The sequence below is a fragment of the Variovorax sp. dw_954 genome, from assembly GCF_018449755.1.
GTDB lineage: Bacteria > Pseudomonadota > Gammaproteobacteria > Burkholderiales > Burkholderiaceae_C > Variovorax.
Genome location: NZ_JAAVVD010000012.1, coordinates 41,839 through 60,153, shown reverse-complemented (window position 1 = coordinate 60,153; position 18,315 = coordinate 41,839). Strand labels below are relative to the sequence as shown.

15 protein-coding genes and 2 pseudogenes are annotated in these 18,315 nt (G+C 66.8%); 15 read left to right on the top strand and 2 right to left on the bottom strand.

Annotation, left to right across the window (positions count from 1 at the left end; translation table 11 throughout):
* Window positions 1–2 precede the first annotated feature (2 nt).
* The 15 genes and pseudogenes from HB681_RS19280 (at window position 3) to HB681_RS19215 (ending at window position 16,130) form a co-directional block, all read left to right on the top strand.
* Entirely contained in the window at window positions 3–1,292 is a 1,290-nt protein-coding gene (locus tag HB681_RS19280; protein ID WP_213956491.1) for an amidohydrolase family protein, read from the top strand.
* 15 nt (window positions 1,293–1,307) lie between these two features.
* Complete coding sequence (locus HB681_RS19275) at window positions 1,308–2,591, top strand: amidohydrolase family protein (RefSeq protein WP_213956490.1); 1,284 nt, start codon at window positions 1,308–1,310, stop codon at window positions 2,589–2,591.
* Window positions 2,592–2,676: 85 nt separating this feature from the next.
* Window positions 2,677–3,618: a branched-chain amino acid ABC transporter permease gene (locus tag HB681_RS19270; RefSeq protein ID WP_213956489.1), complete on the top strand. Its 942-nt coding sequence runs from the start codon at window positions 2,677–2,679 to the stop codon at window positions 3,616–3,618.
* A 238-nt stretch (window positions 3,619–3,856) separates the two neighbouring features.
* Entirely contained in the window at window positions 3,857–5,017 is a 1,161-nt protein-coding gene (locus tag HB681_RS19265) for a branched-chain amino acid ABC transporter permease (RefSeq protein ID WP_213956488.1), read from the top strand.
* Between the two features lie 16 nt (window positions 5,018–5,033).
* Complete coding sequence (locus HB681_RS19260; RefSeq protein ID WP_213956487.1) at window positions 5,034–6,287, top strand: ABC transporter substrate-binding protein; 1,254 nt, start codon at window positions 5,034–5,036, stop codon at window positions 6,285–6,287.
* On the top strand, window positions 6,287–7,120 hold the full coding sequence (locus HB681_RS19255) for an ABC transporter ATP-binding protein (protein WP_213956486.1): 834 nt from the start codon (window positions 6,287–6,289) through the stop codon (window positions 7,118–7,120). Before HB681_RS19260 ends, HB681_RS19255 begins: the two co-directional genes overlap by 1 nt.
* A pseudogene (locus HB681_RS38755) lies at window positions 7,120–7,623 on the top strand (ATP-binding cassette domain-containing protein); the annotation flags it as partial. The gene HB681_RS19255 and the pseudogene HB681_RS38755, both read left to right, overlap by 1 nt.
* Before the next feature lie 567 nt (window positions 7,624–8,190).
* Window positions 8,191–9,396, top strand: a pseudogene (locus HB681_RS38750) (Tm-1-like ATP-binding domain-containing protein); the annotation flags it as partial.
* Between the two features lie 33 nt (window positions 9,397–9,429).
* Window positions 9,430–10,260 carry a phosphoenolpyruvate hydrolase family protein gene (locus HB681_RS19245; RefSeq protein WP_213956484.1) on the top strand — a complete coding sequence of 277 codons (831 nt, stop codon included), beginning with the start codon at window positions 9,430–9,432 and terminating at the stop codon, window positions 10,258–10,260.
* A 33-nt stretch (window positions 10,261–10,293) separates the two neighbouring features.
* On the top strand, window positions 10,294–11,982 hold the full coding sequence (locus HB681_RS19240; protein WP_213956483.1) for a flotillin domain-containing protein: 1,689 nt from the start codon (window positions 10,294–10,296) through the stop codon (window positions 11,980–11,982).
* 3 nt (window positions 11,983–11,985) lie between these two features.
* Window positions 11,986–12,420: an SRPBCC family protein gene (locus tag HB681_RS19235; RefSeq protein ID WP_213956482.1), complete on the top strand. Its 435-nt coding sequence runs from the start codon at window positions 11,986–11,988 to the stop codon at window positions 12,418–12,420.
* A 40-nt stretch (window positions 12,421–12,460) separates the two neighbouring features.
* Window positions 12,461–12,928 carry a nuclear transport factor 2 family protein gene (locus HB681_RS19230; protein WP_213956481.1) on the top strand — a complete coding sequence of 156 codons (468 nt, stop codon included), beginning with the start codon at window positions 12,461–12,463 and terminating at the stop codon, window positions 12,926–12,928.
* Between the two features lie 9 nt (window positions 12,929–12,937).
* On the top strand, window positions 12,938–14,413 hold the full coding sequence (locus tag HB681_RS19225; RefSeq protein WP_213956480.1) for an SRPBCC family protein: 1,476 nt from the start codon (window positions 12,938–12,940) through the stop codon (window positions 14,411–14,413).
* The gene (locus HB681_RS19220) at window positions 14,413–14,820 is read left to right on the top strand and encodes a VOC family protein (protein ID WP_213956479.1); all 408 of its coding nucleotides are present in this window, start codon (window positions 14,413–14,415) and stop codon (window positions 14,818–14,820) included. Before HB681_RS19225 ends, HB681_RS19220 begins: the two co-directional genes overlap by 1 nt.
* Window positions 14,821–14,894: 74 nt before the next feature.
* On the top strand, window positions 14,895–16,130 hold the full coding sequence (locus HB681_RS19215) for an MFS transporter (protein ID WP_213956478.1): 1,236 nt from the start codon (window positions 14,895–14,897) through the stop codon (window positions 16,128–16,130).
* Between the two features lie 48 nt (window positions 16,131–16,178).
* Here HB681_RS19215 and HB681_RS19210 read toward each other — a convergent pair whose 3' ends face one another.
* The gene (locus HB681_RS19210; RefSeq protein ID WP_213956477.1) at window positions 16,179–17,714 is read right to left on the bottom strand and encodes a tripartite tricarboxylate transporter permease; all 1,536 of its coding nucleotides are present in this window, start codon (window positions 17,712–17,714) and stop codon (window positions 16,179–16,181) included.
* Between the two features lies 1 nt (window position 17,715).
* Complete coding sequence (locus HB681_RS19205) at window positions 17,716–18,102, bottom strand: tripartite tricarboxylate transporter TctB family protein (protein WP_213956630.1); 387 nt, start codon at window positions 18,100–18,102, stop codon at window positions 17,716–17,718.
* Window positions 18,103–18,315: the final 213 nt, after the last annotated feature.

Below are 18,315 nucleotides of genomic sequence, written 5' to 3'. Positions count from 1 at the left end.
ACATGGCCGATGTGATGTTCACCAACGTGAAGATCTTCGATGGCGGCGGTGAAGCGCCGTTCATGGGCGACGTGCTGGTGCAGGGCAACCGCATCTCGCGCGTCGTGAAGACGGCCTACGGCGCACGCTCGACACCCGTGAGCGGCGCACAGGTCATCGACGGCGCGGGCGCCTTCCTGATGCCGGGCATGGTCGAGGCGCACACGCATTTCTCGTGGAACGACCAGCCCAGCCTCGACGCCATCCAGCGCATGCCGCCGGAGGAGCACATCCTCTGGTGCGCCGAGGTGGCCAAGCGCTACCTCGACATGGGCTGGACCAGTTGCGTGGGCGCGGCCACCGCCAAGCCGCGGCTGGACGTGGTGATCCGTAATGCGATCAACGACGGCACCATCATCGGCCCGCGCTATCTCGCGGCCAGCCAGGAGATCACCGTGCCCGGCGGCCTCGGCGACACCACGCAGCCGCACCTGCCGCAACCGGAATTCGCCTTTGGCGCGATCGTCAGCGGCGCCGAAGAAATGCGGCGCTGCGTGCGCATGTTCTGCAAGTACGGCGTGGATTCGCTGAAGATCAATCTCTCGGGCGAGTCGATCACCGGCATGCCGAGTGAATCGAGCCAGTTCACCGAAGAGGAAGTGCGCGTCTGCGTCGAGGAGGCCAAGAACTGGGGCAAGCGCGTCGCGGCGCATGCGCGCTCCACCTGGTCGATCAAGCAATGCGTGAAGCAAGGCATCGAGGTGATCTACCACGCCAGCTTCACCGACACGGAAGCGCTCGACATGCTCGAGGCGCACAAGACCGAGCACTTCATTGCCCCCGGCCTGGCCTGGCTCATCAACACCTCCTATCACGCGAGCCAGTGGGGCCTGACGCCGGAGGTGACGCGCAAGATGGGCTACCACCGCGAACTGGACGCGGCGGTCGAGAGCATGCGCGCCATGCGCAAGCGCGGCATCCGCATCCTGCCCGGCGGCGACTACGGCTTCGCCTGGACGCCGCACGGCACCAATGCAAAGGACCTGGAGTACTTCGTCAAGTACGTGGGCATGAGCACGATGGAGGCGCTGCTGTCGGCCACCGCATGGGGCGGGCCGATGATGCGGATGGGGAAGGTGCTGGGCTACATCCGCGAGGGGTACCTGGCGGACATCCTGCTGGTGGATGGGGATCCGCTGGCCGACATCACGGTGCTGCAGGACAAGGCGCGCATCCTGGCGGTGATGAAGGATGGCGAGTTCCATCGGGCGCCGCCGGTGCGGCGGTCGCAGATGCAGCGGTGGGCGGCTTGAACACAGGAGAAGCACATGGCTGATGTCGTCTTCACCAACGTCCGCATCCTCGATGGCACGGGCCAGAACCCGTACAGCGGCAGCGTCCTCGTCCGCGGCAACCGCATCCGCCAGGTCGGCCGCAGCACGGCGCCGATCTCGCCGGGCGGCGCCCAGATCATCGACGGCGCCGGCGCCACGCTCATGCCCGGCATGTGCGAGGCCCACACGCACTTCTCCTGGAATGACGCAGCCACGCTCGCCGCCATCCAGACCATGCCGCTGGAAGAGCACGTACTGTGGTGCGCCAAGGTCGCGAAACGCTATCTGGAGGCCGGGTTTACGTCCTGCGTCGGCGCGGCCTGCGCCAAGGCGCGGCTCGACGTGGTGATCCGCAATGCGATCAATGCCGGCCAGATCCCGGGACCGCGCTATCTCGCGGCCAGCCAGGAGATCACCGTGCTCGGCGCGCTGGGCGACGAGACCTTGCCCCACCTGCCCTTCCCCGAGTTCAGCTTCGGCGTCAACGTCAGCGGCGCGGACGAGATGCGCAAGGCCGTGCGCCTGTTCCTCAAGTACGGCGTCGATTCGATCAAGCTGAATCTCTCGGGCGACAACTTCACGCCGCAGTCGCCCTCGGAAACCGCCTGGATGCTCGACGAGGAAGTCGCCGCCGCCATGCGCGAAGTCAAGATCCGCGGCAAGCGCGGCGTGGCGCATGCGCGCTCGTCCGAGAGCGTGAAGCAGGCGCTGCGCCATGGCATCGACCTGATCTACCACGCGAGCTTCGTCGACGACGAGGCGCTCGACATGCTCGAAGCCGCGAAGGACCATGTCTTCGTCGCACCCGGCATCGCCATCCTCTACGCGATGCTGTACGAGGCCGAGCCCTGGGGCGTCACGCACGCGATGGCCTGCGACATGGGCTACCAGACCGAATGGGACGCTGCCTGCGTTTCCCTCTCGAAGATGCACAAGAGGGGCATCCGCGTGCTGCCGGGCGGCGACTACGGCTTTGCTTTCACGCCCCATTGCCAGAATGCGCGCGACCTGGAATTCTTCGTCAAGTACCTCGGCTTCACGCCGATGGAGGCGATCCGCTGCACCACGCTTTACGGCGGGCAGATCATGATGAAGCCGGATGAACTTGGCGTCATCAAGGATGGCTATCTGGCCGACATGCTGCTGGTCGACGGCGACCCGCTCGCCAATCTGTCGATCCTGCGCGATCCGAAGCGCATCCTGGCGGTGATGAAGGACGGCGAGTTCGCGAAATCGCCGGAGATCGCGTCGCAGCGGCAGTGGGAGCGCGCCGCATGATCGCCGCCCGGCCTACCGTAGGCGATCACGCGATCCCGAAAGCGCCACGCGAAGCCCATGAAGCGGCAAGCCGCGGGAGTGCCCGTTGAGCAAGAAGAGCTGGGGCCTCTGGTTGCTGTTCGGCGTGCCGATCACCGTGTTCGTGGTCTGGGCGCTGTGGGACAACTACACCTTGTTCCTCAAGACCTTCCTCAACGGCCTCACGCTTGCGTCGCTGTACTTCCTGGTCGCGAGCGGCTTCACGCTGGTGTTCGGGCTGATGCGCAACGTCAACCTGGCGCATGGCTCGCTCTACCTGATCGGCGCCTACGTCGGCTGGTACGTTGGCGAGCACACCGGGTCTTGGGTGCTGGCGGTCATGGCCGGCTTCCTGGCGGCCGCCATCCTGGGCCTGCTGATGCAGTTGCTGATCTTCCGCCACATGCAGGGCCAGGATTTGCGGCAGACACTGGTGACGATCGGCCTGTCGATCGTGATGGCCGACATCGCACTGTGGATCTGGGGCGCGGAGATCTACACCTTCGATCCGCCCTCGTGGATCTATGGCTCGACCACGCTGCCGCTGGTCAACAAGTTTCCGACTTACCGCATCTTCGTGTTCGTCGCCTCGGTGGTGATCGGCGTCGGCCTGTGGCTGATGCTCACGCGCACCCGCATCGGCATGATGATCCGCGCGGGGGTGGACGACCGCGGGATGCTCGCTGCGTCCGGCGTGAACGTGCAACGGGTGTTCGCGCTGACCTTCGCGATCGGTGCCGGCATGGCGGGGCTTGCGGGCGTGGTCGGTGGCACTGCGCTGTCGATCTCGCCGGGAGAAGACACCCGCTACCTGCTGGCCTCGCTGGTGGTGGTGATCGTCGGCGGCATGGGCAGCGTGGTGGGCGCTGCGATCGGCGCGCTGCTGATCGGCCTGGCGGAACAGTTCGGCCTGGCCTATGCGCCGACCTACAGCGTGGTCTTCACCTTCGTGATCATGGTCCTGGCGCTGGCCTTCAAGCCGCGCGGGTTGATGGGGAAGAACACATGACCCGCTGTGTGCACGATGGGGGCCTGCGGGTGATCGACCGCTGCATGAATGCGGGCTTGACCGTACGCGAAGGGCGCGAAGGTACGCGAAGGACGCGAAGGACGCGAAGGACGCGAAAAATACAGAAGGAAATTCAAAAAGAATTCTTTTGGTTTTCTTTCGCGTCCTTCGCGGAACCTTCGCGTCCTTCGCGTACGGCCAAGCCCGATCCCGTTCCCGCATTCCGGGGAGCCCGCACATGAGCGCTGCCAAATGGCGCCGCGCGATGAACTCGTCCGCGACGGCGGCGGACCTGTCGCGTGCCGCGCGGCCCCCCGCCGTCGTTCATCCAATGGGTACGCCTCCCGCAATCCCATCGATTCAAGCATCGGCGGAATCCTGGTCCCGCACCCGCGCCTCGATCCGCGCCATCCGCTGGCGCCACGTCATCGTCCTGGCCTTCGTCCTCGCCTACCCCTTCTTCGCCTCGAACTTCTTTACCTTCCAGATCGGCGCACAGTCTCTCGCGCTCGGTCTCATCGCGCTGTCGCTCACCTTCCTCGGCGGCTACGGCGGCATGGTGTCGCTCGCGCAGATGACGGTCGCCGGCTTCGCGGCCTACATGCTGGCGATCTTCGGCACCAGCAGCAATCTGGCGATCAGCCTGGGTTGGCCCTGGTGGCTGGCGCTCGTCGTCGCGGTCTCGTTGGCCACGCTCGTCGCGGCCGGCATCGGTTGGCTCTCGGTGCGCACCGAGGGCATCTACACCATCATGATCACGCTGGCCGTGGGCGTGGCCTTCTTCTACCTGGCGCAGCAGAACTACACCGTCTTCAACGGCTTCCAGGGCTTCAGCAAGATCTCGCCGCCGGTGCTGTTCGGCGTGGACTTCCGCGACCCGATGCCTTTCTACTTCGTGGTGCTGGCCTGCTCGCTGGGCGGCTACTTCTTCGTCAAGCACCTGATCCGCGCGCCCTTTGGCATCGCCTTGCAAGGCATCCGCGACAACCCGCGCCGCATGCAGGCGCTGGGCTACAACGTGACGGCGCATCGCGTCGCCGCCTATGCGGTCGCCGGCTTCCTCGCGGCCATCGGCGGCATCCTGATGGTCTGGTACAACAACCGCATCTCGCCCGGCACCGTGGGCACCGGCGCGATGATCAACATCCTCATCATCGCCGTGCTCGGCGGCATGAAGCATCCGATCGGCGCCTTCATCGGCGCCATCGTCTTCGTGCTGCTGCAGAACTTCGCCATCGACCTGGTCGACCGCGAACGCTTCAATCTCGTGATCGGCGGGGTCTTCCTCGCGATCGTGCTGTTCTCTCCCGATGGATTGCTGGGCCTCTGGCAGGCGCTGCGCAACCGCATGGGCAACTCGTTTTTCCCCAACCGCGGCAGTGGCCGCATTCATCGATGACAAGAAGGAGCGAGACATGAGCAGAGGCAATCGTTTGTTCGCGCGCAGCATCGTGGCGGCCGCGGCGTTGATCAGCATGGGCGGCCTGGCCCAGGCGCAGGAGGTCTTGAAGATCGGCCTGCTTGCTTCCCTGGAGGGGCCGTTCGCGGCGCCCGGGCAGGACGGCATGCGCGGCGCCGACCTCGCGCTGAAGGAAAAGAACGGCATGGCCGGCGGCAAGAAGATCGAGTTCATCAAGGTCTCGTCGGACGCCACACCCGACAAGGCCGTGAACTCCACGCGCAAGGCAGTCGAACAAGACAAGGTGCCGATCATGATCGGCCCGCTGTCGGGTGACGAAGGCATAGCGGTCAAGAACTACGCGAAGACGCAGCCGAACGTGACCTTCATCAACGGCTCCTCGGGCGCGCAGGCCGCGACCCTGGGTGATCCCGCCGCCAACTTCTATCGCTTCAACACCGAGGGCGCGCAGTGGATGGTCGGCCTTGGCGAGCACGTGCTGGCCAAGGGCTACAAGAAGACCTACCTGATCGCCGAGGACTACGGCTTCCCCTACTCGCAGGTGCAGGGCTTCATGGCCAGCTATTGCGCCAAGGGCGGCAAGGTGGTCGACAAGGCCTGGGTGCCGCTGGGCACCAAGGACTATGCCTCGGTGATCGCCAAGATACCGAAGGATGTCGACGCGCTCGTCGTGGTGCTGGGCGGCTCGGATGCGGTCAACTTCCTCACCCAGTACGAGCAGGCCGGCGGCGACAAGCCGATGGTCGGCGGCTCCATCACGGTCGACCAGACGGTGCTTAACTTCAAGGGCAAGCGTCGCGAATCGCTGCTCGGCACCGCGTCGGCCGGGCCGATGGCCGACTCGATCGACACGCCGGAGTGGAAGAAGTTCGTGGCCGACTACAAGGCCAACTTCAAGGACGGCTTCCCGAGCCCTTCGCTGTTCGCGTACCTCTACTACATCAACACCAAGGCGACGCTGGATGCGCTCGATGCGGTGAAGGGTGATTTGTCGAATGGCCAGAAGGCATATCGCGAAGCCTTGCAGAAGACCAACTTCAAGGGCCCGGCCGGCGACGTGAAGATCGACGCCAACCGAAACGGCGTGGGCACCACCTACATCACCGAAGTGACGAAGGCGCCGGATGGTTCCTTCTACAACAAGGTCGTGAAACAGGTGCCCAACATCACGCAGACGCTGGGCCTTCCGGAAGCAGACTTCAAGAAGATGGGCCTGGGCACCCGCGACGTACCCGACTGCAGAACCTGATGGCATCGATCACCCCGCTTCGCCCACGCGCGACGCACCGCGCTGTCACGGGCCCGCACGCCGTGTCGGGCAGTGGCGCGCAGTTGCTCTCGGGCGACGCACTGCGGCTGGACGGGGTGACGCGCGCCTTCGGCGCACTGAAGGCAGTCGACAACATCTCGCTCACCGTCACGGCGGGCCAGAAGTACGCGATCCTCGGCTCCAACGGCGCCGGCAAGACCACGCTTTTCAATGCGATCACCGGCGACTTCCCGCCGACCTCCGGTCGCATCCATTTCTTCGGCGAAGACATCACCGACCTGCCGCCGCAGGACCGCATCCGCAAGGGCATGCGGCGCACGTACCAGTCTTCGCTGCTCTTCCGCGACCTCACGGTGCGGGACAACCTCTTCCTCGCGGTGCGCGGCGTGGCCAGCGGCCGCTTCAGCTTCCTGCGCGCACGCGCCAACAATGCCTCGACGCGCGCCACCAATGACCTGCTGGAGCGCGCGCGCCTCACCCACATCGCCGACGAGCGCGTGGCCAACCTCGCGCACGGCCAGCAGCGTCAACTGGAGATCGGCATGGCGCTGGCCGGCGCGCCCCGGCTCATCCTGTTCGACGAACCCGCCGCGGGGCTGTCGCCGCACGAGCGCCGCGAACTGGTCGCGCTGCTCGGCTCGTTGCCGGCGCACATGAGCTTCGTGCTGATCGAGCACGACCTCGACATCGCGCTGCGCGTGGTGGACCGCGTCACCGTGATGCACAACGGCCGCGAGCTGCGCACAGGCACGCCCGACGAGATCGAGAACGACGCGCAGGTGCAGGCGATCTACATGGGGAGCAAGCACTGATGGCCTGGTTCGGCAGCAGCGACAAGCACAAGGGCGACGCCATCGGCAACGGCCCCGTGCTGGCCATCGACGGGCTCGACGTGTTCTATGGCCGCGCCCACGCGCTGCAGGGCGTGAGCCTGGTGCTGGAACGCGGCGTGCTCGGCATCGTCGGGCGGAACGGCATGGGCAAGACCACGCTGTGCAACGCGATCACTGGGCTGGTGCCGGCGCGCGGCAGCGTGCGTCTCTCGGGCGAAGAGATCATGGGCATGGCGCCCAACGAGATTACCCGGCGCGGCATCGCCTATGTGCCGCAAGGTCGGCGCGTGTGGCCTTCGCTGTCGGTCGACGAAACGCTGCGGCTGGTCGCCAGCAAGCGACGCGACGTGGACCGTGTCTACGCCATGTTCCCGCGCCTGGCGGAGCGGCGCGGCAACGGCGGCGCGCAGCTTTCCGGGGGCGAGCAGCAGATGCTGGCGATCGGACGCGCGCTGCTGCTGAACCCCCGGCTGCTGGTGATGGACGAGCCCACCGAAGGCCTGGCGCCGGTCATCGTCGAACAGGTGGCCCAGGCGCTGCGCGACCTGGCCACCGAAGGCAAGATCGCCGTGCTGCTGATCGAGCAGAACCTGGGCGTCGCGATCTCGGTGGCCGACCGCATCGGGCTGATGGTGAACGGGCGCATCGCGCAGGTCATGCCGACCTCGCAACTCGCGGCTGATCGCGAGCTGCAGGAACGGCTGCTGGGCGTCCGGTCTGGCGGCGCCGAGGATGAGGACGATCCGGTGGTCGCGCCTCGCGGCATGGAGGACGCGCCGAGGACGCAGGTCTTCACCGTGCGCCGCGCACATGGCGATGGCGCGCCCTCCCTCGATGACGTTGCGCCAGGTACGGTGCGCGGCTTCACGCGCTGGAATGCGGGTGGCACCGCGGCGCCTGTCGCCGACATCCCGAGGCAGTCTTCCATGTCGGCTGCACCTGCGCCGATGGCGCCCTCAAGCGCTTCGACTTCCGCATCGCCTCCGCCTCCCGCCACCTCGCCCCGCGTCTTCGAATTCCCAGTCGCTGCGAGCAGCGTCCGCTCCGCCTACGTCGCCGGCACCTTCGACACCAAGGGCCGCGAACTCGCCTTCCTGCGCCAGTGCCTGGAAAAACTCGGCATGCGTGTCGTCACCGTCGACCTCTCGACCTCCGGCAAGCCCTCCCCCGCCAGCGTCCACCCGCGCGAAGTGGCACGCCATCATCCACAGGGCGAATCAGCCGTGTTCGGCAACGACCGTGGCATGGCGATGACCGCGATGGCGCTGGCCTTCGAGCACTTCCTGCTCACGCGCCGCGACTTGGGCGGCATCATCTCCGCGGGCGGTTCCGGCGGCACCACGATGGCCACGCAGGGCATGCGCGCGCTGCCCATCGGCCTGCCCAAGATGATGGTCTCGACCATGGCCAGCGGCGACACGCGGCCCTATGTCGGCCCGAGCGACATCTGCATGATGTATTCGGTGACCGACGTGCAGGGCATCCACCGCATCAGCGAACTGGTGCTGGCCAATGCGGCGAATGCGCTGGCCGGGATGATTGCGCATCCGCCCGTCACCTCCAGCGTCACAAAGGCGGCCATCGGCCTGACCATGTTCGGCGTAACCACGCCCTGCGTGCAGGCGGTGACGAAGCGGCTCGAGGACAACTACGACTGCCTGGTGTTCCACGCCACCGGCGTCGGCGGACAGTCGATGGAGAAGCTCGCCGATTCGGGACTCATCGTCGGCGCCATCGACGTCTCCACGACCGAGATTGCCGACGAGATCGCAGGCGGCACGCTCTCGGCCGGGCCGACGCGGCTCGATGTGTTCGCGCGCCACGCCCTGCCCTATGTCGGCTCCTGCGGCGCGCTCGACATGGTCAACTTCGGCGCATGGGATACGGTGCCCGAGCGCTTCAAGGGCCGCAAGCTCTACCGCCACAACCCGAACGTGACGCTGATGCGCACCACGCCCGACGAGTGCCGCCTGATCGGCGAGTTCATCGCCACCAAGCTCAACGCGATGCGCGGCCCGGTGCGCTTCCTGATCCCCGAGGGCGGCGTCTCGGCCATCGACAAGCCCGGCCAGCCTTTCCATGACGCGGAGGCCGATCGCGCCCTCTTCACCGCCATCGAAAGCGGCTTTCGCACCGGCCCTGACCGCAAGCTGCAGCGCCTGCCGCTGCACATCAACGACGAAGCCTTCGCCGAAGCGTTGGTTGCTGCCTGGAACGATGTGTCGCGGTCCACCGCAGGCATGCGCCGCGCCTGAAGAACAAGACCACAGCGAGGAGAACAACGCACCATGCCCCGCATCGCACGCACCACGCTGCTCGAACGCTTCCGGGCCAAGATTGCTGCCGGCAAACCGATCATCGGCGGCGGCGCCGGCACCGGGCTGTCGGCCAAGTGCGAGGAAGCCGGCGGCATCGACCTCATCGTCATCTACAACTCGGGCCGCTACCGCATGGCCGGGCGCGGCTCGCTCGCGGGGCTGATGGCCTACGGCAATGCCAACGAGATCGTCTGCGAGATGGCGCACGAGGTGCTGCCGGTGGTCCGGCACACGCCGGTGCTGGCCGGGGTGAACGGCACCGATCCCTTCATGATCCCGGACGAATTCCTGCAGCGGCTCATCGGGCTCGGCTTCTCGGGCATCCAGAACTTTCCGACGGTCGGCCTCATCGACGGCACCTTCCGCGCCAACCTCGAGGAGACCGGCATGGGCTACGCGCTGGAGGTCGAGCTGATCGCGAAGGCCCATGCGCTCGACCTGCTGACCACGCCCTACGTCTTCAACGCGGCCGAGGCGCGCACCATGGCCGGCGTGGGCGCCGACATCATCGTGTGCCACATGGGCCTGACCACCGGCGGCGTGATCGGTGCCGACACCGCCCTCAAGCTGAGCGACTGCGTGCCCCTGGTCAACGCCTGGGCAGCGGCCGCGCACGCAGTGAACCCACAGGCCATCGTGCTGTGCCACGGCGGCCCCATCGCCACGCCGGACGATGCGGCCTACATCCTTGCCAACTGCCCGAGCTGCGCCGGCTTCTACGGCGCAAGCTCGATGGAGCGCCTGCCCACCGAGGTGGCGCTGACCGAGACCACGCGACGCTTCGTCGAGATCGCACGGTAGAGACACATCACTGGATCAATGGAGACGACACCCATGTCAGGCGCTCAATTCGGAAGTTTCATCCTCGGGCTGATCGTGGTCGCGATCGTCGTGGCGATCGCGGTCTGGCTGCTGCACTGGCTCTACCTGCGCAGCTCGAAGGAACGCGCCTTCGTGCGCACCGGCCTCGGCGGGCAGAAGGTGGTGCTCGGCGGCGGCGCGTTCGTGCTGCCGATCGTGCACGACGTGATCCCGGTCAACATGAACACGCTGCGCCTCGAAGTGAGCCGCGGCCGAGACAAGGCGCTCATCACGCGCGACCGCATGCGTGTCGACGTGATCGCCGAGTTCTATGTGCGCGTGGCCACCAGCGAAGAGGCCGTCGCCGCCGCCGCCCAGACGCTGGGCCTGCGCACGATGGAGCCGGAGCAGTTGAAGGAACTGGTCGAGGGCAAGTTCGTCGACGCATTGCGCACCGCCGCCGCCGAGATGACGATGGAAGAGCTGCACGAAAAGCGTGGCGCCTACGTCAAGCGCGTGCGCGACGCGGTGGCCGAGGACCTGACCAAGAACGGGCTGGAACTCGAAGCCGCCTCGCTCACGCAGCTTGACCAGACCGGCATGGAGTTCTTCAACCCGAGCAACGCCTTCGACGCCGAGGGCCTGACGCGCCTGACCGAGCAGATCGAGCATCGCAAGAAGCAGCGCAACGACGTCGAGCAGGACACGCTGATCGCCATCCGCAACAAGAACCTCGAAGCCGAGAAGCTCTCGCTCGACATCGACCGCGAGAGCGAGCACGCGCGGCTCGCGCAGCAGCGCGAACTGGAGATGGCCCGCGCCCGCCAGCGTGCCGAGGTGTCGACCGAGCGCGCCCAGCGCGAGCAGGAGTCCGAGAACGCGCAGATCATGGCCAAGCAAAGCATCGACACGGCGCGCATCCGCTCCGAGCAGACGATCGAGGAAGGCCGCATCGGCAAGGAACGCGCGATCCAGAGTGCGGAGATCGAGCGACGCACCTCGCTCGAACTGGCCGAGCAGCAGCGCGCGATCTCGGTGGCGCGCGAAAGCAAGGCGCAGAGCGAGGCGGTGGCCGAGGCGGAGACGGCACGCGCACTCGCGGTGTCGGCGGAGGAAAAGGTCTTCACCGCCCGCGAGGTCGAGATGGCCGAGCGCAAGAAGGCCATCGACCTGATCGGCGCAGCGCAGGTTGCGGAACGCGATGCGCTGCGGCTGACCTCCTCCGCGCAAGCGGAAAGCCAGGCCAGCACGGCCCGCGGCGCCGCCATCCGCGCCCAGGCCGAGGCCGATGCGGACGCCGACAAGATCCGCTCGATGGCAATGCGCGTGCGGGCGGAGATCGAAGCCGATGCGGCCCGCATGATGAACGAGTCGCACAACATGCTCACGCCGGAAGCGCGCATGTCCGCGCTGCGCATGAAGCTCGTGGAGAAGGCCGAGGCCATCATCCGCGAATCGGTGCGGCCGATGGAGCGCATCGAGAGCATCAAGATCATGCACGTCGACGGCCTCGGCGGCTCGCAGGGCGGCGGCTCGGTCAATGGCGAGGGCGGCGGCTTCGCCGATGGCATGGTCAACTCCGCGCTGCGCTTTCGTGCGCAGGCGCCGCTGGTCGACCAGTTGCTGCGCGAGATCGGCATCGAGGGCGGCGACATCCAGCGACTGGTCGGCAATGCCAGCGGCTCGCAGGCCGCCCTGCCCTCGGCGGCGCCCAAGGAATAGCGCATGGTGAATGTCTATGTGTCGAGCGTCATCGATGCCAGCGCCGACAACGTGTGGTCGCGCATCCGCGACTTCAACGGCCTGCCGAAGTGGCATCCGCTCATCGCCGACAGCCGCATCGAGAACGGCCAGCCGGCCGACCGCATCGGTTGCATCCGCCACTTCCACCTGAAGGACGGCGGCATGATCCGCGAACGGCTGCTGGCCCTGTCGGACTACGAATACAGCTGCACCTACGAGATCCTCGAAAGCCCGATGGGCGTGACCAACTACGTCGCCACGCTCAAGCTCACGCCGGTGACCGATGGCGCGCGCAGCTTTGCCGAATGGAGCGCCGAATTCGATTGCGATGCCGGCCGCGAGCGCGAGCTGACCGAGTCGATCGGCAACGGTGTCTTTCAAGCAGGCTTCGACGCATTGAAGCGGTCCGCGCGTTGAAGCTTTCCCACCAGAGACCGCGCCTGGAAGGTCATCCACGATGAAGCGACTCAAGGAATTGGCAGTGGTCTGCGCGATGGGCCTCTGCGCCTCCGGCGCATGGTCCGAACCGATGAAGCTGCCGCCGTTGAAGAAGCAGCCCACCGTCGAGAAAGTGATCGCCGAGCACATCGACGCGCTCAACAAGTCCGACTGGAACCGCCTGATGACGCAATACCCGAACGATGCGCAGATCCACCTGCCCAACGGCCAGGTCGTCAAGGGGCGCGCAGCCGTCGGCGAGTTGTTCGCCGGCTTCGTCAAGGCGCCGCCGGACGGATTGAAGGGCATCCGCTTCAGCAAGGTCAGCGCCATCCAGGTGGGTGACACGATCGCCATGAACTGGAAGGCCGAAGCCGACTTCCTCGAAGAGCCCTACACGGGCTCCGACGCCTACATCACGAAGAACGGACTGATGGCCGCCATGGTCAGCACCTTCGATGGCTCGAAGCTCAAGTTCAAGAAATAGCCCTGGCACATGCTGCAGAAGATCGTCCGCTCCACCGTCATCGATGCGCCTATCGACCGCGTCTGGGCGGTGCTGCGCGACTTCAACAGCCACGACCAGTGGCACAGCGCCATCGCGGAGAGCCGCATCGAAGGCAACGAACGCAGCGACCAGGTCGGGTGCGTGCGCAGTTTCACGCTGAAGGACGGCAACCGCATCCGCGAGCAACTGTTGACACTGGACGACACGCAGCACAAGAGCACCTACTGCATCGTCGAAGCCACGTTGCCGCTGCAGCGCTACGTGGCCACGGTGACGCTCAAGCCCGTGACCGACGGCAACCGCACCTTCTGGCATTGGGAATCGACCTTCGCGACGCCACCCGGCATGGAGCGCGAGTTGCGCGACACGGTCGCCAAGGGCGTCTACGAGACCGGCTTCGACAACCTGCGACAGCACCTGCTGCGGGGCAGCGACCTGCGGGCAGGCCCTGGCGGCGCCATGCCCACCGCCCTGCCCGCTTCGACGCGCCGCGTGGTGTTGAAGCGCTACGGCGGGCCGGAGGAACTGCAAGCGGAAAACGCCGATGCCGCTCCGCCCCGCGCGGGCGAAGTCCGCATCCGGCAGCGCGCCATCGGCATCAACTTCATCGACGTGTACCTGCGGCGCGGCTGGGTGCCGCAGATGCTGCCGGTGTCGGCAAGTTCGCCGGGCGTCCTTGGCATGGAGGCGGCGGGCGGCGTGATCGATGTCGGGCCGAATGTCTCCGGCTTCCTGGCCGGCGACCGGGTGGCCTACCTCGGTCCCGTGCCGGGCGCCTACTGTGGCGTGCGCAGCGTGCCGGCCGAATGGGTGGTGCGCCTCCCCGCGGCCGTGGAAGACGAGATGGCCGCCGCCCTGCTGCTCAAGGGCATCACGGCCGACTACCTGCTGCATGACCTGGGGCGCGTGCAGCGCGGCACGCGTCTGCTGGTCCATGCGGCAGCGGGCGGCGTGGGGCTGCTGGTATGCCACTGGGCGCGCAGGCTGGGCGCTGTCGTCATTGGCACCGTGTCCAGCGATGCCAAGGCCCGCATCGCGCGCGAGCACGGCTGCGAGCACGTCATCGTCACCCGCGACTACCGCTTTGCCGACGCGGTGCAGCGCCTCTGCGGCGGCGCCGACGTGGTCATCGACGGACTGGGCGATGCGGCCCGCGACGAGAACCTCGCGGCGCTGGCCCGCCGCGCCCACTGGATCAGCCTGGGCCAGGCCAGCGGCCCGCTGACCCCACTGCCGCCCGATGCGCTGGTGGCCAAGTCACTGAGCTTCTCGCGGCCCGTGGTGTTCGACTATGTGTCGACGCATGCGCAACTGGCCGAGCGCGCGCAGCGCGTGTGGAATGCGCTGGCCGAAGGTGCCATCCTTTCGCCGCCCATCGAACGCTTCTCGCTCGACGCTGCCGCGCAGGCGCACGCGCGGCTCGAATCGCGCGCCACCACGGGTGCGCTCGTGCTGGTGCCATGATGAGCAACACACCCATTGGAGACTCGCCCATGATCGTCGGCATGAACCACTTCACCATCACCGCGGAAGACGAGCAGAAGACGCTGGAGTTCTATACCGGCCTGCTCGGCCTCAAGGTCGGCTACCGGCCGGACCTCGGCTTTCCCGGCGCATGGCTCTATGGCACCGGCCCGCAGGCGGTGCTGCACATGTACTTCGGCCGTCCGGTGCCTGCGCAACGCACCGGGGTGATCGACCACATGGCCTTCACCGCGCAAGGCCTGCGCGAGGTGAAGGCGCGCTTTGATGCCAGCGGCGTCAAGTACGACCTGCGGCAGCAGGCCGGCGCCGGGACGTGGCAGTTGTTCTGCCTGGACCCGAACGGGGCCAAGGTGGAGTTGGACTTCGATCCGTCGGAGCAGCTTTGAGCCCACGCTGAGCAGGCGCGTCGGACAATCCCGCGGGCTCCTGCGCCCACGCCGGCGCGCCATGACAATCCGGCATGGCTCCCCCTTCCCTGCCCGCCTCCTCCGCCCAGCCCGAGTTCTCCCTCCGCAAGATCGCCATCCCGGCCTTCGGCCCCTCCCTGCTCTTCGGCATCGGCGAAGGCGCCATCCTCCCCATCGTCCCGCTCACGGCGCGCGACCTCGGTGCCTCCGTCTCGATGGCCGCGCTGGTGGTCGCGCTGATCAGCATCGGCTCGCTGCTCAACAACATCCCCGCATCGCTGATCACCATGCGCTGGGGCGAGCGCTGGGCCATCGTGGTCGCGGGCATCTGGAGCGGCCTGGGCATGGCCTTGTGCATCTTCACCTCGCACCTGGGCCTGTTCGCCGCGGGCTGCCTCATGGTGGGCATGTCGCAGGCCGTCTACAACCTCGCGCGGCAGAGCTACATGACGGAGGCGGTGCCGGTCATGTACCGGGCGCGGGCCCTGTCCACGCTCGGCGGCGTGATGCGCATCGGCATGTTCATCGGTCCCTTCCTGGCGGCCGCGGCGGTGCATGCCTTCGGACTGTCGGCGGCCTACGCCATCGGCATTGCGGGCGTGCTGGGCGCAGCGGCCATCGGCGCGCGCATTCCGGACCTGGAGGCGCCACCGCACCCGGCCGGGCAGGACGCACCGGCAGCTCCCACCCTCGTCTCGACGCTGCGCGACCACCACCGCGCCTTCCTGACCGTGGGCGTGGGCGTGGTGCTGGTGAGTGCCGTGCGGGCCTCTCGCCAGGCCGTCATTCCCCTGTGGGCCGAGCACCTGGCGCTGGCGCCCGCGGTGGCCTCGCTGGTCTATGGCCTGGCCGGCGGCATCGACATGCTGGTCTTCTATCCGGCGGGCAAGGTGATGGACCACAAGGGCCGGCGCTGGGTCGCGGTGCCGTCGATGCTGGTCATGGGTATCGCGATGCTGCTGATGCCGCTGACCACCGGCTTCGCCACGCTGCTGGTGGCCGCGCTGGCGATCGGCTTTGGCAACGGCATCGGCTCGGGGTTGATCATGACGCTGGGCGCGGACCACTCGCCTCGCCACGGGCGGGCGCACTTCCTCGGCGTGTGGCGTCTGATGTCGGACATCGGATCATCCTCCGGCCCCGCCCTGCTGTCCTTGCTGGCGGCCAGCATGTCGCTGGCGCTCGGCATTGCCGCCACCGGGCTGATCGCGCTGGTGGCGGCTGGGGTGCTGGCTTGCTCGATTCCGCCCCGTCGCGCGGGAGGCCCGGCGCACGGGGAGAATCGCTAGGACGCTTGCCGCGCGGCGTCCCCGGTGCCTTCGAGCGCCGGTCGGCGATCAGCCCGCAGGCTGCTCGATCGGATCGACAGGCGCCTGGTCTCCCGGCAGCATCTTCTTCTTGCGCACCTGCCGCACGAATGCCACCAGTTGCCAGATCACGAAGATGGCAATCAACGCCATCAGCGTGCCGGAGATCGGACGCTGGACGAAGGTGCCGAAGCTGCCCCGGCTCAGGAGCATGGCGCGGCGGAAGTTCTCCTCCAGCATCGGCCCGAGGATGAAGCCCAGCATGAGCGGCGAAGGGTCCAGCTCCAGTCGCATGAACATGTAGCCCATGAGACCGAACGCAGCCGTGATGTAGATGTCTTCCATGCTGTTGTTCACGCTGTAGGTGCCGATGCAGCAGAAGAACAGGATCGACGGGAACAGCACGGCGTACGGGATCTTGAACACCGACAGCCAGTAGCGCACCAGCGGCACGTTCAGCACCAGCAGGAACACATTGCCCACCCACATGCTGGCCACCAGGCCCCAGAACAGCTCGGGGTGCGCCGCGATCATGTTCGGGCCCGGCTGGATGCCCTTGATGATGAAGGCGGCCAGCATCAGCGCCATCACCGCGTTCTCGGGGATGCCGATGCTCATCAGCGGGATGAAGCTGGTGCGCGCGGCGGCTTCGTCGGCCGCGGCCTGGCCGGCCACGCCCTCGATGCAGCCGGTGCCGATCTCGTCCCGGTACTTGCTGACCTTCTTGTCGATCGCGTAGGCCGCGAACTGCGCGATGGTCGGGCCGCCGCCGGGCAGGATGCCCAGGAAGGAGCCGACCACGCTGCCGCGCAATGCGCTCGGGATGATCCGCTTGAACTCCGCCCAGGTGGGGATCAGGTTGATCTTGCCGTTGAAGGGCGAGCGCTCCTCGCGCGAGTCGAGGTTCTTGGTGACCTCGGCGATGCCGAAGCAGCCGAGCGCGATGCTCACCACGCCCACGCCGTCGAACAGGAACGGAAGATCCATCGTGAAGCGCGCTGTGCCGCTGTTCACGTCGGTGCCGATCTGTCCGAGCAACACGCCGACCATCGCCATGGCCAGCCCGTTGAGCAGGCTGCCGGTGGTCACGAAGCTCACGCACACGAAGCCCACGAGCATCATCGCGCAGTAGTCGGCCGGGCCGAACAGGAAGGCCACTTCGCCCAGCGTCGGCGCCAGGAAGGTCAGCACCAGGATGGCGACGGTGCCGCCGATGAAGCTGGAGACGCCCGCCGTGAACAGCGCGAGGCCGGTCTTGCCCTTCAGCGTCATCTGGTAGCCGTCGATGCAGGCCACGATGCTGCTGGCATGCGGGATCTTCATCGTGATGGCGCTCACGCTGTCGCCGTATTGCGCGCCGTAGTAGATGCCGGCCAGCATGATGAGCGCGCCGGTGGTCGGGATCGAATAGGTCAGCGGCAGCAGCAGACTGATCGTGGCCAGCGGGCCGAGGCCGGGCAGCAGGCCGACGAGCGTGCCGACGACACAGCCGATGGCACAGTAGAGGAGGTTCGAGTAGGTCAGTGCGTGCTCGAAGCCGAACGCGAGGTTGTGGAGGGCTTCCATGTCAGTACAGCGGCAGGTTGAGGCCAAGCCCTTTTTGGAGCGCCAGCGCCATCAGGAGCAGGCCGGCGGTGATCTTGACGTTGCGCATCCAGGAGTAGGAGGTGCCGGCCATGGTGGAGCAGAACACCAGGAAGATGATCCCGGCGATCATGTTCACGTAGGTGGAGATCAACGCGAGGCCGCAGAGGCTCGCCATGATGATCGCGATGTTCCTGAAGTTGAGGTTCAGCTTGACCGAGTCGACGAAGAAGGCCCGGATCAGCGAGACCAGGCCGATGACGAACAACAGCGAGCTGATCATGGCGGGGAACAAGCCCGGCCCCGCGCGGCTGAAGTCGCCGATCGGATAACGCAATGATTGCAGGCCGAAGGCCAGCGCAATCGCCATGAGGAAGATTCCCCTGACTATGTTTCTGTTCATATGCACAACGAGTTGTCTCCGGTAATTGACACCCTCGCCAGTCAGGCCGGAACGATCGGCCATTCACCAGCTGGGATAACTCGATGTTCCTGCGTGGAGCCTGACCGAACTCTGACGGGAACCTGAGGGGAATTACTTATCGCGGGGTCCTGGATTGGAGAATTTCGGCTTGCGCTTGAC